We start from the raw sequence: 16,227 nt of genomic DNA, 5'->3' as shown, positions 1-16,227 counted from the left end.
CATGACAATCCCCAAGCAGGACAAAACCCCGTGGTGGAGCCAGGGGAAAGCGCCAGACTACCGTTTTTCATTGGCAAACGAACGTACCTTTCTGGCATGGATCCGCACCGCGTTGGCATTTTTAGCCGGTGCTGTCGGTATCGATCAGTTTACCGTGCATATCGATCCACTGGTACGCCAGGGATTAGCACTACTCCTTGTCGTCTGTGCCGCGCTACTCGGCAGTCTGGCCTATCGCCGCTGGGTCAGCAACGAGAAAGCCATGCGGCAAGAAAACGATATGCCCTACACGCCAATGCTGCTGATCGTGACGCTACTGATCACCCTCATTGCCATTGCGCTTGCTGCCATGATCTTGTTCGGTTAACGCATGGAAACAACACGCGATCCGGGGCTACAGCCTCAGCGAACGGGTATGGCCTGGATACGTACTCTGTTTGTCACGCTAATAAACAGCTTATTGTGTTTTCGCCTGAGTATGGTGGATGGCAGCCGCATGGTGTTTGCCTGCGCCATTTTACTACTGTGTGTGGCGGTGCTGATGTCGTTACTGGCGGTAGCGCGTTATCATTTTGACGCCCATTGCCAACAGGTATTGTCGCGCGCCAGTCATGGGTTGATTGCACTGACGACGCTGTCGATTGTACTTACGGCATTGGTTTTATTGCTGCATTTCAGCGGCGTGTGGCAACAATAGTGTCTTTGGATAGCGATATTCCTGAGAAAGGCGGTGGAGCACGCTCCACCGATTAGACAAAACGAACGATCAGATCGAGCTTTCTGGGAACAAAAACGGATTGATGCTACTGCGAGAAAAACCTTCTTCTTCCATCTTCACATCCAGTACCAGCGAAGCCAGATCGTCGGCAACGGCTTCCACGCGGTGATCTTTCTCCTGATACAGCAGCTTCAGATAAGTCCCGCAGTGACCACAGCTTTCTGCCTTGATAGCGGCGTTTTCGCTATCCAGCGACCAATAGTTGAGATCGCTGGACTCTTCACAATTGCTGCATTTCACCCGCACCATATGCCATTCGCTCTCGCACAGATTGCAATGCAGATAACGCAACCCACTCGCCGAACCTAGCTGCACCACACCAGACACTGGAATGCTGCCACAAACCGGACAAAACTGGCGGTGCTCACCGGGTATCGCTCGCGCTTTACCAGGCAGCAGGCTTGCCATCTGAGCCCAAAACAACGATAGCGCAGCCCAGATAAACGGGGCCTTATCATTATTTTCTGCACTAAACTCATGATGTAACAAAGCCGTGGCCTGCGTTTCAAGCGCCTGCTCCGACATTTTTTCCAGATTTTCCAACGTGGCTAATACCTGCCCGCTGGCATCCGATTTCAGTTCCTCGATCAACGCACGTAATAACGTATGCCAATGCGCATCTCGTGGAAACACGTCAATATCGAGCGGCGGGCGAACGCCGGACTGTTTTAATATATCGCTCAGATCACGCTGCAACGGGTGATCGTGCAGCACTTTCTGCTGCGCCTCCACGACGTTCGCAGCGAAAAGAAGATAATCTCCCAGCGGATGATCTTCCGCTAGCTGACGCAGGCGCTCCGAGCGACTGCTATACAAGCTTTTCAAATTGGCGAAAAGCAGTGGAGGGATATGTCCCTCCGACGCCGATTTCTCACTTTTTTCTAACTGTTCCTGAGGAACAATACGAATACTCATCAGGGTTGTTTTTCCTGTTGTTTACGTTGTAGCTCACGATACCAGCGTGGGTGATGTTTCTTCGCCCATGATGTCGACACCCAGCCTTCCACCATGGCGGTAATGGTTCCTTTCACCCACAGCGCAGCATAAACGTGAACCATAATAACGATGATCAACCCCACCGCCGCAAGCGAATGCACCAGCAATGCGAGGCGAATGATCGGAATGGGAAACGCATCGGCAAAATAGGGCCGCCACATGACGATACCGCTGACGACCAAAAGCAGCAGGCTGATAATCGCCAGCCAAAACACGCATTTCTGCCCGAAATTATACCTGCCTGTATCGCCGACTTCCTGATTTCTGGCAATTTTATGAATGTTTTTGGCCCATTCAATGTCATCACGGTTGATCAGATTATGCTTCCAGTAGCGGAAAAACATTAACAGAAAAGCCACAAACATCACCACACCTACAAAGGGGTGCAGGATCCTCGCCAGTTGGGGCGTACCCAGAATATTCATGAACCAGTTAAGCGATGGGAAAAGAAAACCCAACCCGCTAATGGCAGCAAACACAAAACAGAACGCCACAATCCAGTGATTAATACGCTCCGGCGCACTGTAGCGCTGAATTCGCTTATTCTTTTTCATGGTGTTTGTCCTCATGATGATCGCTTTCGGTTTCCTCATCCTCTTCTACGCGGTTCGGGCCGATACCCACATAGTGGAAGACGCTGGCCGCAAAGGTTGCGGCAAAACCAATCGCCGCCAGCGGTTTCCAGACGCCTTTCCAGAAAGTCACTGTCGGGCTAATGGTCGGATTATCCGGTAAGCCGTGATAAAGCTGCGGTTTATCTGCATGATGCAGAACGTACATCACGTGCGTCCCGCCAACACCGGCCGGATCGTACAGACCGGCGTTCGCATAGCCGCGGCTGTTCAGATCGATAACTCGTTCCGCCGCCAGATTTTTCATATCCGCTTTCGTACCGAAATGAATGGCACCGGTAGGACAGGTTTTCACACAGGCAGGTTCCTGACCAACGCTAACGCGGTCAACGCACAGCGTACATTTATAGACACGGTTATCTTCTTTGTTCATGCGCGGCACATCGAACGGGCAACCAGCGATACAGTAACCACAGCCGATACAGTGCTCTGACTGAAAATCGACAATGCCGTTAGCGTACTGAATGATTGCGCCTTCCGCCGGACAGGCTTTCAGACAGCCGGGATCGGCACAGTGCATACAGCCATCCTTACGGATGAGCCATTCCAGCTTGCCCTTCTCTTCAACTTCAGAGAAACGCATCACCGTCCAGGATTTGGCGGTTAAATCGGTCGGATTATCGTAAACACCGACGTTATGCCCTACCTCATCGCGGATATCATTCCACTCAGAGCAGGCCACCTGGCAGGCTTTACAGCCAATACAGGTCGTTACATCTATCAGTTTGGCTACGGGTTCCTGATGATCGCGCGCCTGCGGCGGCGGCGTCAGGGAATTGGTCGCAGAGCGACGAATAATGTCTTGTGATTGCATGGCCATAATCGTTCTCCGCTACGCCTTTTCCAGATTCACTAAAAACGCCTTGTATTCCGGCGTCTGCGTATTGGCATCCCCCACATGTGGCGTCAGCGTATTTGCCATAAATCCTTTCTGGGTTGTGCCTTCAAATCCCCAGTGACACGGTACGCCGATGGTTTCCACCGGTTTCCCCTCAATCATCAGGGTGCGGATACGTTTGGTCACAACCGCCTTAGCCTTGATGTAACCCCGTTTACTACTGAGCTTCACCGTATCGCCCGCACGAATTCCTTTTTGTTCCGCCAATGCTTCACCGATCTCGACAAACTGTTCCGGCTGAACGATGGCATTCAGACGTGCGTGTTTTGTCCAATGACGGAATAATTCGGTGATCGAATAGGTGGTGGCAACATACGGATAATCCGCCGCATGGCCCAACCGCAGCCGATCGGGTTCATACAAGCGGGCGACAGGATTTACTCGCGTATTTTCATGCAGTGGGTTTTTCGCCAACGGCGATTCCATCGGCTCATAGTGTTCCGGGAACGGACCGTCGGTCATTTTATCGATGCTGAACAGACGACCAAGCCCTTCGGCCTGCAAAATAAAGGGGCCGACACCGCTGCCCGGCGCGGCATTCCCATAGTCCGGCGTATCGATCCCCGTCCAGCGCTGACCGTCCCAGTGGATCAGAACGCGTTTCGGATCCCACGGTTTCCCCTGTTCATCGGCAGAGGCACGATTGTAAAGAATGCGGCGATTTTGTGGCCACGCCCATGCCCAACCGAGCGTACTGCCCAAACCGGACGGATCGGCGTTATCGCGCCGTGCCATCTGGTTACCCTGCTCGGTCCAGCAACCGGCATACACCCAACAAAAACTCGCTGTGGTACCGTCATCACGCAACTGAGAAAAATCAGACAGCAACTGTCCTTTTTTCAGAATCAGATTACCCTGCTCATCATGAAGGTCTGCAAGAGCATAGCCATTTCCTTCTCTGGCAACTTCTTCTGCCGAAGGATCTTCCGGATTCAGGTAGTTCCACGCCATATTGAGCAACGGCTCAGGGTTAGCACCTCCCTCTTTCTCATACATTTCCCGCAATCGCAGGAAAATCCCCGCCAGGATCACGCCATCGTGTAGCGCTTCTGCTGGTGGTTCCGCACCTTTATAGTGCCACTGTAACCAGCGCCCGGAATTGACTATCGAACCGTTTTCTTCCGCAAAACAGCTAGACGGCAAGCGGAATACTTCGGTTTGAATTTGAGCAGGATCGACATCATTTAATTCGCCGTGGTTCTGCCAGAAATTAGAGGTTTCCGTCGCCAGCGGATCGATGATGACCAGAAATTTCAGCTTTTTCAGTGCATCACGCGCTTTGTTGGAATCCGCAAAGGCCGCAATCGGGTTAAATCCCTGAGCAATATAGCCGTTTACCTTACCGTCGATCATACGCTGCGTATAATTCAGCGCGTCATAGCTTTGATCCCACTTCGGCAACCAGTCAAAACCCCAATTGTTTTCTTTCTGCGCTTTATCGCCATACAGACTTTTCATCAGGCTAATAAAGAATTTAGGCGTGTTTTTCCAGTAGTTAACCTGCTCAGGTAACAACGCTTTGGGTGTAATTTGCCCCAGATAGTCTTGTAGCGTGGTTTGCTTTTCCGAAGGTAAATCCATGTATCCTGGCAAACGCAGAGACAACAGTCCGAGATCGGTATAGCCCTGAATGTTGGAGTGACCACGTAAGGCATTGATGCCGCCGCCGATCATGCCAATATTACCCAGCAACAGTTGAATCATGCCCGCTGCACGGATCATTTGCGATCCCGTCGTATGCTGCGTCCAGCCAAGCGCATACAGAATGGTGGCGGTTCTGTCGGGTACACAGGTGGAAGCTAACAGCTCGCAAATCGTCAGGAATTCATCTTTCGGTGTACCACAGATATTGGAGACAACGTCCGGCGTATAACGGCTAACATGCTGTTTGAGCAAATTCCAGACGCAACGAGGGTCGGTCAAGGTCAGATCGCGTTTGGCAAAACCATTCTCGTCCAGTTCATATTGCCATGAGGTGCGGTCATATTTACGCGCCTCTGGATCATATCCGCTGAAAATACCATCGTCGAAATGGTAATCTTCACGAATCAGCAGGCTGGCATTGGTGTATGACTTCACATACTCCATCTGCACTTTGTTATTGCTCAACAGATAATGAACCACGCCAAGCAAAAAGGTAATGTCCGCTCCCGCTCGGATCGGGGCATACAAGTCAGCTACCGATGCGGTACGGTTAAAACGGGGATCGACGACAATCAGTTTGGCCCCGTTTTTGATTTTTGCTTCTACCGCCCACTTAAAGCCAACCGGATGCGCTTCCGCCGGGTTACCGCCCATGACCAATACAATGTTGGCATTCTTAATATCCACCCAGTTGTTGGTCATGGCACCGCGGCCAAAGGTAGGCGCCAACGCGGCAACACTCGGGGCATGGCACAACCGCGCCTGAGTGTCTATCCCCAACATACCCAGTGCGCGAGCAAAACGAAAGTCCAGCATGCCGGTTTCGTTGCTTGCCGCTGACGAGCACAGCATCCCGGTTGTTAACCAGCGGTTAACCGTAACACCTGCTGCGTTTTTCTCAATAAAATTGGCGTCGCGATCGGCTTTCATCAACCGGGCAATACGGTCGAATGCGTCATTCCAACTGATGCGCTCCCATTTATCCGAACCGGGTGCGCGATATTCCGGATATTTAAGACGCTGATCGCTATGAATATAATCAATCAGACCCGCGCCTTTCGGACATAATGAACCACGGCTCACCGGATGATCAGGATCACCCTCAATATGGAAGATAGAAGGCTTGGCATTTTTTGCCCCGTCGCCAAGGCTGTACATTAAAATACCGCATCCGACGGAACAATAAGTGCAGTTATTGCGCGTTTCTTTAGCACGCAAGAGTTTATATTGTCGGGTTTCAGCCAGTGCAACCGTTGGGGAAAAACCCAATGCTGTCACTGTTGTTCCGGCCATGCCGCCCGCAAATATTTTAAAGAATTGTCGTCTGCTCACCTGCATGGAAAGCTCCTCATACCGCATAGCTCACATTAAAATTCGCAAAGAATTTTTATTTCTTTTTATATTGAAAGGATGTTTTGGTCGTGACGTATAAAATCCACAACAACGTTATGCATTATCACCGTGAAACATCAAAATCTCAAATATTTATCCGCGACATAACATTTAAATCACAATAAACTCATTTTTAGTGATTTATCGCGTCAAAAAACCGATCAAATGAAATTGATTATCAATCGCAAATAACGAAATTAACAATTCGTTATATATATTTTTACATATTGAATATCGGGTATGTTTTATTGCATCGATGGGGAACACATGAGGAAAAAATATTTTGACGAGTACAATTAATAACCATCCGTATTATAACGGATGGTTTTCTATATTATTTATAGGCGATTCGCTAATAATAAAAAATACCAGCTCATAACATATGACAGATCTTAAATACGGGCGACAATTTCTCTCAGATTACCGCCTACTAATATTTCAAGTTCAGCAAACTGCTCCGGCTTATTTGAAAGCAGCTCATCTGGGTTCTCCACATTTAATAAGAATCGACCAAACGAGACAGGGAATTCATAGTTTAGCTGATCGAGTGTGGTATTCACGCCGCAACAAGGTGTAGTGATATCCAACCGATGGAAATGCGATTTTTCATAAGATTCAGACATTTCATCGCTCCACCACTCAACATCCAGCTTCTTTCCGCATTGAGGGCAATGGATATCGCCAAACGTTTCACCACCATCAATAAAGGCCATCTTGTCATACAGATCATAAGTCACTGGCGCTCCCAGTACCGCTTCAAGAAACAACGCCGCTTTATCGGCAATCTGCTGACTTGGCTGAAAAAAACGATCGGCGGGAAAATAACGCACAATATAATCGGACATAATATGGACTCCTTGTCTCTCTTTAACATCGTATAGGCGCGGACAGTATACCGTTGCAAATCAGCGACTGACAGACCCACCCACATGATAGCTATCGTGTCTTTTACAATGCTTATCGCTCAACGTAACGCCGAACAAAATCCAACAGTAATTGGCGGGCCCAGACCGGTTCTTCCGGCAGTTGCATCAAGCGATCGACATCCCACCCGTTACGACGCAACGCCGCTTCATTATATTTGAGGCAAGCCAGCATAATCGATGCATCAAATTCCGGGTGAAACTGCACGGTCAGCACGTTATCGCTGTAGCGAATAATTTGGCAACCATCGGCCTGAGAGCTAGCCAGCACTTGTGCTCCTTCGGGTGGAATCAATACCGATTGCTGGTGTGTCAAATAAGCATCAAATTCCCTGGGATACTTCGCCAGCCAACTATCTGTCGCCGCTGCGGGATGGATTGTCACCTTCAACATTCCCAACTCTTTACCGTTTGGATTATCTCCGACTTTACCTCCCAGAGCATCCGCTAGCAGTTGGTGTCCGTAACACACCCCCAACATAGGAACATCGGCCTGATAGGCTTCACGTAGCCAGCGGGCTGTTAGCTCGCTCCAGTCCAGCCTGTCCGTCACCATCGACCATGATCCTGAAATAATGACCGCCGACAGTTTAGAGAGCGCAGGTAGTACGTCTCCGCGATCCGGACGAACAATTTGTACATTCTCAGTCGCCCCTGCGATCGCCCTCGTAAACCATTCCCCCTGCTGTCCAACCTGAGCGGCAATACCTGCCGGAGGTTCCCCCATTTGAATGATCAGCAATGTCTTTTTGTTCATATTCTAATTAACCCGCTAACGCTGAAAGCCACGAAAATGCCATCCCGAACGTAACACCAACGCAGAATGCTGTCATTGTCTGTCTGTGAAAAATAACCAGAATAAGTTCATCTTTGCTCCCCCCAACATTCCATGCCATATCGATCATGCGATAATGACATAGGAAACGCGACAGCGGAGATATGTCGATGATGGGCATGAAGAAAGATCAGGTTGAAGGTTGTTGCCGATAGGCCAGGGAGAAAACATCGTAAAAATCGACGTCCCCCTTCGTCCGCTGAATTTTTTTGATTCCAGACTTTACCGCTTCTGAAATATTTTCATTCTGCATGATGCGATCCAGCGCTTCCTGAGACACATGGCGAATCGTAAACCATTCGCCGTTATAACAAACACGCAGGTCCAACGTATCAATATCTTCGAAACGGTATTTAGGATTAATATCCATGGATAAAGCCAGCGTCATGATCAGTAAAAAAGCAGTGAAACCGATGACGTAAGCCAAACCAAAGTATGGCGCATAAAACAGAATAAGAACGACAGGTACGTAACTCACTAACATGGCAGCGAAAAGATAAGGATGAGCGCGCATAAATTTACGGCTGAACCTTATCTTATTATCACGTTTTTCTTCCCGATTAATTTTATCAATTTCCTCGGTCAGGATACGTTTCACTTCGTCCATCATCACCGTCACACCCTGAGTCAATTTTTAACACGAAGACAACATAAGTTGTTGCCGATTAAAGCATAGACATTCAAGAGATAACAGATACGAGTTACAAAATATTAACGATAGCGATTTGAAAATACCCCGCTTACGCGGGGGAGGAGATGAAATGCGGTGGTTAACAGACGAAAGCGAGGCAAGTTATGGCATCGCCGGCATTTCAAGATCGGGATCGATGAGATGATAAATCTGATTACCAAATACGGGCTGTTGTAATAGTTGATCAACCGCTAATGCCACATCCTGCCGAGACACCAATCCCAACGTTGCCGCTCCTTGCGTGAGTTTGGCGTTATGCGTCGCAACAACATCCAGAAGCCCGCCAGGACGCACAATGCAATAATCCAACGTGCTGGTTTGCAACCAACTTTCCGCCAGCGACTTTTCACGCACGGCTAAACCGAATGCCGCTTTGGCTCGTGCCGATAATTGCCCCCAGCTATCACCGCATCCCAACGATGTCACCATTAACATCCGCTTGATGCCAGCCTGCTCCGCGCCATCAATCACGGTACGATGCCCTTGATAATTGACGTTGCCTCCTCCCATCGTTGAGACCACGATGGCGGATTCCCCTGCCAACCGACAAGCCTGAGCAACAACATCAGCATCACAGGCATCGCCTTCAACGACAGTTACACCTTGTGAACGCCAGTATGTGGCCTGTTCAGCATTTCTCAGAACCAAAACAACAGGCTGTTCACATTCAATAGCGCGCTGTAATAAGCAGCCACCTACCCCCTGACCCGCTCCGAAAAGTAGCCACGCCATATGTGCTCCTATTATTGGTAAACAGTAAATGAACTAACCGCGCATGTTATTCATAACATGCGCGGTATAACGTACCATCGAACCACAAGAATATTCGCTTGGGATAGACAGTGATATCAGAACATTATGCACTCGCCAATGCGTGGAACGCATCAACTTGCGACGTTAGCAATTGGCGATGACTATCCCGTCCGAGGAAAATTTTGAACATTGCCGCCCCGCTGGCGTTGAAAAACACCACAGAGGCGGTATCCATTCCCATGAATTTACGTTCAATGAAGGCAATATGCTGACAATTCACCGCACGAATATGCCCACTGAGCCCGTTTTTACTGCGTAAGTTAAAGTAGCCATGACGATGCGTTCCCGTTGGTAATTCACTTTTGAACTCCAAAATAGCATCTGCCGTATGGCTAATTAAGGTCACTTCTCCCCACCCGGCAATGTTATCCCATACACGGTCAAACTGGTCACCCGCGACAATGGTGCATTGGGCAGCAGGCAGCGCACTAACAACGTCAAACAGCGATGCATTGTATTGGCTGGCGATATCTTCCAGCGTGCCATCAGGGTTAGTGGCAAGTAAATCATGCAATGTCATGAGCAGGTTTTCCTTTATGGGCATGCTCTTCCGCATTTAACTGCGGAAGAATTTGTTGTAATGCCTGCATCAGATTATTTGCCCAGAAACGGCCATCATCGGTTAAACGCAGGCAGGTAGAATCATCGCGGGTTAACCCCGCATGGTGCCATTGACTAAGCAACGGCTGAAGTTCATCGGCACGATGTGTGAGCTTCGGCAACGCAACCCGCCCGACCTCAATCCCCGCCTGAAGCTGGTGCTGCCATGGGCCTGTCGAACTGGCTGGCGTCATCATCATGATGGGTTTTTGCCCTTGATCCAGCGTCTGATAATAGCGTTCCAGACTACGTTCCATCATATAGGCTTGACCGTTCAGATTACCGCCGGCACAACTGCCCATCGCAAGACAATCCGCACCTTGCTTGATTAATAAATTGTACAAGTTACGCTCACGGGTCGTTCTGGCCCAATGGCTATTACTCAGTTGGTGCCAGCCTGCGTCAGCCAGGAAGGTCGCGCCGGTGCGATAAAACCGACGACGCGCCGTTACATCGGGTAATTCGACACGCTGATTTTCTGCCGCCTTTGCCAACGGCGTCGTCGGTAACAAATTCAGCGCATAGAGATCTACGCCATCCAGTGGCAGATCGCTGACAATGGCTAAATCTTCACGCCAGATCTCCGGCGTTTGATCAGGAAGGCCAAACATCAAATCACACACGACGGCAGCGCGATCGCGCTGACATAGCCGCTCCAGAAAACGGATCGATTGCTGTTTATCCGAAGTCCGCGCCATACGCTGACGAATACGGCTATCAAATGTCTGAATACCAATCGAAAATCGGTTAGCTCCCGCATCCAGACACGCATCAATTCGCTCGTCGTCAAAATCCATGGCGCGCCCTTCAACGGTAATCTCACAGTCAGGAGCCAGCGGTAAAGAGGTGCGAATAGCCGTAATAATCTGTGATAACTCTTTGGCGGCAAGCGCAGTCGGTGTTCCACCACCAAAATACACCGCATGAATAGGGGCTGATTGATGTAGAGGACTATCGGCCTCTAATGCCAATTCTTGCAATAGGTAACGGGTATAGGTTTCCGTGCTGTCTTCGCGCAGTTTATTTTGATAGAAACCACAGAACGTACAGTGCGTCGCGCAAAAAGGGATATGCAAGTACATCAATCGCTTACGTGCAGGTAAAACCTGTTGTTTCAACGCCTGCCAACTGGCGGGGATCTGTTCAGGTGAAAGCGGCACATGATTGCGCCAAGGCATAGCCATACGTCGCGAACCGAACGGTTGTTCGCCTGGCTGAGCATAATACGGCGTCAGATCAATATTCATTAATGGCCCCCATCAAAAGCAATGTAATAAATTAAATGATAATTAATTGCATTTATCAACATGGCTTGATGGACATAAATTCGCCGTATTTTATTTTTCTGAATAATTCCGTTCCAATTAACCGATTCTTATAGTTTATTTAAAATATCACCTACAAATTAATCCTCGCATTTCTAATAATTTTCATGAAGTTAACATTTATGAAACCCAATAATGTTGCAAAAATGAAAATAAAAGCGACCTTCATTAAAATTAATTAACTCATCGACACTAAAAAAAATTCAAGTCATTATTTTACAAATAATGAGATCAGCATCACATAAGGAACAATTAATCTAAATTTAATTTCCAGCAAAAACACACCAAATGATAACGTAAATGAGAATCATTGACTTTCAAGAGAAAAAACATGAATAACAAGACCAAACCTATGGTCATATTTATGCTGCCATTTATTTATAGCAGCACAATTAATGCGGCCATTAACAATGATGAAATAACCGTTATTAGTGCAGGGAGAACGGAACAGAATTTATGGGAAAGTCCTGTTACGATGCAGGTTATTGATAATGAAAAACTGAACAAATATACCGGTGATTCGATTGCCGAAGCATTACGCGATATTCCCGGCATTGATATTACTGACTCCTCACTTGCAGGGCGTAAACAAATAAGAATTCGTGGCGAAGAAGCCTCACGCGTTTTAGTTTTAATTGACGGTCAGGAAGTCACGTACCAACGTGCCGGACCTAATTATAGCCTGGGACTGCTGATCGATCCTTCTTACCTTGAACGAATCGAAGTGGTAAAAGGGCCACATTCGGTATTATATGGATCGCAGGCTATTGGCGGCGTGATCAATTTTATTACCCGCAAGGGCGGTGATAAACCACTAAGCGGAAAGATTAAAGCGGTTTATGACAGTGCAACCGCTGGCTGGCAAGAATCAGCGCTCGCTTACGGTTCAATCGGTAATTTCGATTATCGCTTAAGCGGCAGCTACAGCGATCAAGGCAACCGCAGTACACCAGACGGACGCCTGCCAGATACCAATTTCCGTAACAGCGGCCAATCAGCATGGTTGGGTTATCGTCTCGGCGACCATAAATTTGGTTTATCACTGGATAGCTTCAAACTCAGTACCCAAACCTACACTGACACGGATGATTACGACAGCTTCAGCGTACGTATTCCCGAACTGGAACGGCAGAAGATTGGCCTGTTTTATGACTGGGACATTAATGGTGGCCTACTGAAAAAATTACATGTTGATGCTTATCGACAGAGTATTAAACGCGAGTTCCGTAACGATCTGGCACAAAGCGGCAATCCATTGAATTACAATGGGATGTCTCTTTATCAAGCTAAAATGGCCATGAAGACTGGCACTGACGATAAACAAACCAGCCAAGGGTTAACCGTACAAGCCGATTTGACCCCATTCTCCGGTCATACGCTGATAGCCGGTGGTCAATGGCTATCCGATGTGGTCAAACAGGATGCTTTTTCTGATGTAAAAGTAAATGGCTCATTTTCTCCTATTGGTGTTCCCACAATATCCGTTAACCCCAGTTCAGAATCTAATAACCACTGGCGACAAAACAGTTGGGCGCTGTTCGCACAGGATGAGTGGAAAATCACACCGGATTGGACCTGGACGTTGGGCGCACGTCAATACTGGGTAGAATCGCTTTCCTATGGCGGACAGAAAACAGGCTCCGTAAATATGAATGGCATGATCATCCCCACCAACAGTACATTCAGCACCGAGAAGAAACATGATAGTACGCTGGTCACCGCCAGCAGTTTGCGCTATTCCGGTTTTGATAACATCCAACTGCGCGCGTCTTATGCACAGGGCTACGTCTATCCAACATTAACGCATAAGTTCTATAGCACCTCCGCTGGCGGGGCCGGTACAACCTACGGTAACCCGGATCTGGAAGCAGAACGTTCAGATAATTATGAAATCGGTCTGCGCTATAAAGACGAGAGCTGGTTGGTAGATAGCGCGATTTATCATTCCCGCGCCAAAGACTACATCACCACGCTCAACTGCGCTGGCAACACCGCCTGCTCCGGCAGCACGTCGACGGGGGATCGGTACTATGCCAACGCCAATCGCGCCAATACTTACGGTATGGAAGTCTATGCTGAATACCTTGGTTGGGTTGTCTCGCCTTATATCAACGGAAACGTGATCCGCCGCGAGTTGGAATTACCGACCCGTACCACTTATCACACCGGTGAACCGACCTTCACAGGACGCGTTGGGGTGAAAAACATTACGCTGTTTGATCGCATGGAGCTGGAATCTGATTTCTATATTCGTACCGCCTCTCGCGCCAAAGATCATACGGCAGATAATGAAATACAGCATAGCGGTTGGGCCACAGCAAACCTGGAATTCACCAGTACCTTCGGTGACGAAAATCAGTATCAGGTCACGCTGGCGCTAAACAACTTGCTGGATAAACGTTACACCACAGCACATGAGAGTATCCCCGCATCTGGATTTAGCACCGCAATCGGCGCGGCCTTCTCATTCTGACGGAGCTGAGTATGAAAACGACAGCTGTCGTATTACTACTCGGGCTTTTCTCACTCACTTGCGCGGCTAAGCCGCGCATTGTGATTGCAGGCGGCTCATTAACAGAAATTGTCTATGCACTGGACGCAGGTGACAATGTCGTCGGCGTGGATCAAACCACCACCTACCCACCTCAAAGCCAGTCTTTACCTCAAATCAGCAACTGGCAACAGCTCAATACCGAAGGTATCTTATCACTTCGCCCTTCTCTGCTGATGACGTGGCAGGATGCGTCTCCTCAGTCAGTCATCCCTCAGCTTACACAGGCTGGCGTTAACGTTGCGCAGTTTAAAAGAACGCCCAGTACACCGGAACAACTGTTTATCAACATCCGCCAAGCGGCAACATTGCTCAATCGAGAATCCGCCGCCGAACGGCTTATCGGCATGATCAAACAGCAACTGAATGAGGTGACCAAACGTGTGAGTGAACAGAAAAAACGGGTAAAGGTGGTATTTTTGCTGAGCGTTGGCAACAGCGCTGCGCAGGTCGCGGGAAAAAATACGGTCGTTGATGGGTTGATCACACTGGCAGGCGGGGAAAACATCGCAGATCATACGCAATACCGTCACTATGGTGGTGAATCCATGATCGCAGCAAATCCCGAGGTTATCGTTGTGACAACACAAAACATGGGAAATGGCGTTGAAGCACTGGCAGTTATACCGGGAATTATTCAAACCGACGCCTGGAGAAACCAACGTATTATCGCGCTCGATCAGTCTATTTTACTGGGCATGGGGCCCCGTGTAGCCGAAGCAGTGGTCGCACTTAATCGGGGATTTTATCCTTGATAGTTAGGAATACCGAAAATTTAAATGTCATATTGGATAAGGATTGATAGGAAAGCCACAATGAAGTCTCTTCCCCTTTTTCTCATTATTTTTGCCACAACAAGTATAACGGGATGTTCAACACTGTCTTATGAAGAACCAGATTCTGGTCCTAAAGCAAGAGTGAGATTTGCTACAGAATTTGAGGGAATCACCGTACTAAGAACCTACGATGATAAATCTTGCAGGATAAATGAAACTGAATGGATGAGGCTCAAAAACGGTACGCTGATCAATACGCATGAAAAATATCTTGGTTTACCATTGAATAAATACCATAAGAATGCAGCTAAAGAAGTATACGTTCGGGCAGGAAAAGAGATAACAGGAATGTTTACAGGCAGCGAAATAAAAGAGGGAATGATGTACAGTTGCGGCGTACCATTCAGTTATACATTTGATGACAAGAAAGATTATGAAGTCGAATTTACCTGGAGTCGCCGCCATTGTCGGGCAAATATTTACGAAATAGTCAACACGTCTGGTCAATGGTCACGAGAGAGTAAAAAATCATATTCTAATGATATTACGCCAGATAATGCAGGATGTTTTTCTCAGTTTTCAAAAAGCAGATTATATTAAATAATCATTTAATTAAGACCTAAACAAGACACACCATGATGAAAAAAATATTTATTTCATTAATTATCCCACTATTAGCATCCTGTAGTAATAATAGATTATATGACCAATTCCCTGCAACAAATGGCACTATTGGCATGGCCTATTGTGTTAGAGGAATGTGGCAAGCAGATGCTATCGTTAATAAAGTCGATACTGACGCAATTACTCTTATAGAAAACAGAAGTGGCATGGGATCCTTTTATGTCTATGAGCATGATGGCAATGAATTCGTCTCAATTATTGGTACAAATGATTTTTGGGGAAAAAATGAAGGCGATATTGATGTAAGATTTTATGTTCCTAAAGATAAAGCAATTTCCCCACTGACCAAGCGGAGATATGATCTGACCAAAATGTGCGCAAAAATGCCGACGCAAGAGCGTGAAAAACTGTTTATCCCCAATGTTATTTGTACCGATCAAAATGGATGTGATTTTAGAAAAAGAGGTTAGATCTTGTCTCTTATCAACTGATTATTTTGTGGTTTTTATGTCAGCCCCCAAGGGAAAACCACAATAAACTCAGACGACTTGATGGGCAAAGGGCTACGCCTAACGAGCTCTTTCGCCTCTGGCTTGGCTATCACGGTTAAAATGCAAACAAATACAACTCAAAAAACATACAATTTAATATATTGTCAATTAATAGGCTTTTATTAATACACTGAATTTATCAAAGAAGATCTGTGTTTTTTATCAATGTAGAATTCAGCCATACCTAATGAGTCATGA

At 47.6% G+C, this 16,227-nt stretch carries 16 protein-coding genes; 6 read left to right on the top strand and 10 right to left on the bottom strand.

Features of this window, described 5'->3' with window-relative positions; genetic code table 11:
• Position 1 precedes the first annotated feature (1 nt).
• A complete protein-coding gene (locus ACKPVM_RS17310; protein WP_409311030.1) occupies positions 2–367 on the top strand; it encodes a YidH family protein in 366 nt (121 codons plus the stop codon).
• 3 nt (positions 368–370) lie between these two features.
• On the top strand, positions 371–697 hold the full coding sequence (locus tag ACKPVM_RS17305; RefSeq protein WP_409311028.1) for a DUF202 domain-containing protein: 327 nt from the start codon (positions 371–373) through the stop codon (positions 695–697).
• A gap of 69 nt (positions 698–766) precedes the next feature.
• Here the strand turns inward: ACKPVM_RS17305 and fdhE are convergent, their stop codons facing one another.
• From fdhE to hutW, 10 genes are all read right to left on the bottom strand, one after another.
• Positions 767–1,693 carry a formate dehydrogenase accessory protein FdhE gene (gene fdhE, locus ACKPVM_RS17300; protein ID WP_409311026.1) on the bottom strand — a complete coding sequence of 309 codons (927 nt, stop codon included), beginning with the start codon at positions 1,691–1,693 and terminating at the stop codon, positions 767–769.
• A complete protein-coding gene (gene fdoI, locus ACKPVM_RS17295; RefSeq protein WP_409311024.1) occupies positions 1,693–2,328 on the bottom strand; it encodes a formate dehydrogenase cytochrome b556 subunit in 636 nt (211 codons plus the stop codon). The genes fdhE and fdoI overlap by 1 nt, the downstream gene beginning before the upstream one ends.
• Positions 2,315–3,226 (bottom strand): formate dehydrogenase subunit beta, encoded by a 912-nt coding sequence (gene fdxH / locus ACKPVM_RS17290; RefSeq protein WP_409311022.1) that lies wholly within the window; start codon positions 3,224–3,226, stop codon positions 2,315–2,317. The genes fdoI and fdxH overlap by 14 nt, the downstream gene beginning before the upstream one ends.
• A 12-nt stretch (positions 3,227–3,238) precedes the next feature.
• A complete protein-coding gene (gene fdnG / locus ACKPVM_RS17285; RefSeq protein WP_409311020.1) occupies positions 3,239–6,286 on the bottom strand; it encodes a formate dehydrogenase-N subunit alpha in 3,048 nt (1,015 codons plus the stop codon).
• Positions 6,287–6,732: 446 nt separating this feature from the next.
• Positions 6,733–7,185, bottom strand: coding sequence for a hypothetical protein (locus tag ACKPVM_RS17280; protein WP_409311018.1), 453 nt, complete (start codon positions 7,183–7,185; stop codon positions 6,733–6,735).
• Positions 7,186–7,297: 112 nt separating this feature from the next.
• Complete coding sequence (locus tag ACKPVM_RS17275; protein WP_409311016.1) at positions 7,298–8,020, bottom strand: glutamine amidotransferase; 723 nt, start codon at positions 8,018–8,020, stop codon at positions 7,298–7,300.
• Positions 8,021–8,228: 208 nt separating this feature from the next.
• Positions 8,229–8,705 (bottom strand): YlaC family protein, encoded by a 477-nt coding sequence (locus ACKPVM_RS17270; protein WP_409311095.1) that lies wholly within the window; start codon positions 8,703–8,705, stop codon positions 8,229–8,231.
• A gap of 186 nt (positions 8,706–8,891) precedes the next feature.
• Complete coding sequence (locus ACKPVM_RS17265; protein ID WP_409311014.1) at positions 8,892–9,521, bottom strand: SDR family oxidoreductase; 630 nt, start codon at positions 9,519–9,521, stop codon at positions 8,892–8,894.
• Between the two features lie 124 nt (positions 9,522–9,645).
• Complete coding sequence (hutX, locus tag ACKPVM_RS17260) at positions 9,646–10,122, bottom strand: heme utilization cystosolic carrier protein HutX (protein WP_409311012.1); 477 nt, start codon at positions 10,120–10,122, stop codon at positions 9,646–9,648.
• Complete coding sequence (gene hutW, locus ACKPVM_RS17255; protein ID WP_409311010.1) at positions 10,109–11,449, bottom strand: heme anaerobic degradation radical SAM methyltransferase ChuW/HutW; 1,341 nt, start codon at positions 11,447–11,449, stop codon at positions 10,109–10,111. Before hutW ends, hutX begins: the two co-directional genes overlap by 14 nt.
• A 409-nt stretch (positions 11,450–11,858) precedes the next feature.
• Here hutW and ACKPVM_RS17250 point away from each other — a divergent pair, with 409 nt between their 5' ends.
• Genes ACKPVM_RS17250 through ACKPVM_RS17235 form a run of 4 tightly spaced genes read left to right on the top strand, consistent with a single transcriptional unit; the run spans position 11,859 to position 15,948 of the window.
• Positions 11,859–14,000, top strand: coding sequence for a TonB-dependent receptor plug domain-containing protein (locus ACKPVM_RS17250; RefSeq protein WP_409311008.1), 2,142 nt, complete (start codon positions 11,859–11,861; stop codon positions 13,998–14,000).
• Between the two features lie 11 nt (positions 14,001–14,011).
• The gene (locus tag ACKPVM_RS17245; RefSeq protein ID WP_409311006.1) at positions 14,012–14,833 is read left to right on the top strand and encodes a heme/hemin ABC transporter substrate-binding protein; all 822 of its coding nucleotides are present in this window, start codon (positions 14,012–14,014) and stop codon (positions 14,831–14,833) included.
• A 60-nt stretch (positions 14,834–14,893) separates the two neighbouring features.
• Positions 14,894–15,454 carry a hypothetical protein gene (locus ACKPVM_RS17240; RefSeq protein ID WP_409311004.1) on the top strand — a complete coding sequence of 187 codons (561 nt, stop codon included), beginning with the start codon at positions 14,894–14,896 and terminating at the stop codon, positions 15,452–15,454.
• A 35-nt stretch (positions 15,455–15,489) separates the two neighbouring features.
• Positions 15,490–15,948 carry a hypothetical protein gene (locus tag ACKPVM_RS17235; RefSeq protein WP_409311002.1) on the top strand — a complete coding sequence of 153 codons (459 nt, stop codon included), beginning with the start codon at positions 15,490–15,492 and terminating at the stop codon, positions 15,946–15,948.
• Positions 15,949–16,227: the final 279 nt, after the last annotated feature.

The organism is Pectobacterium hainanensis (assembly GCF_046237015.1).
GTDB lineage: Bacteria > Pseudomonadota > Gammaproteobacteria > Enterobacterales > Enterobacteriaceae > JBJYIN01.
This window is presented reverse-complemented; position numbering and strand designations above follow the sequence as displayed.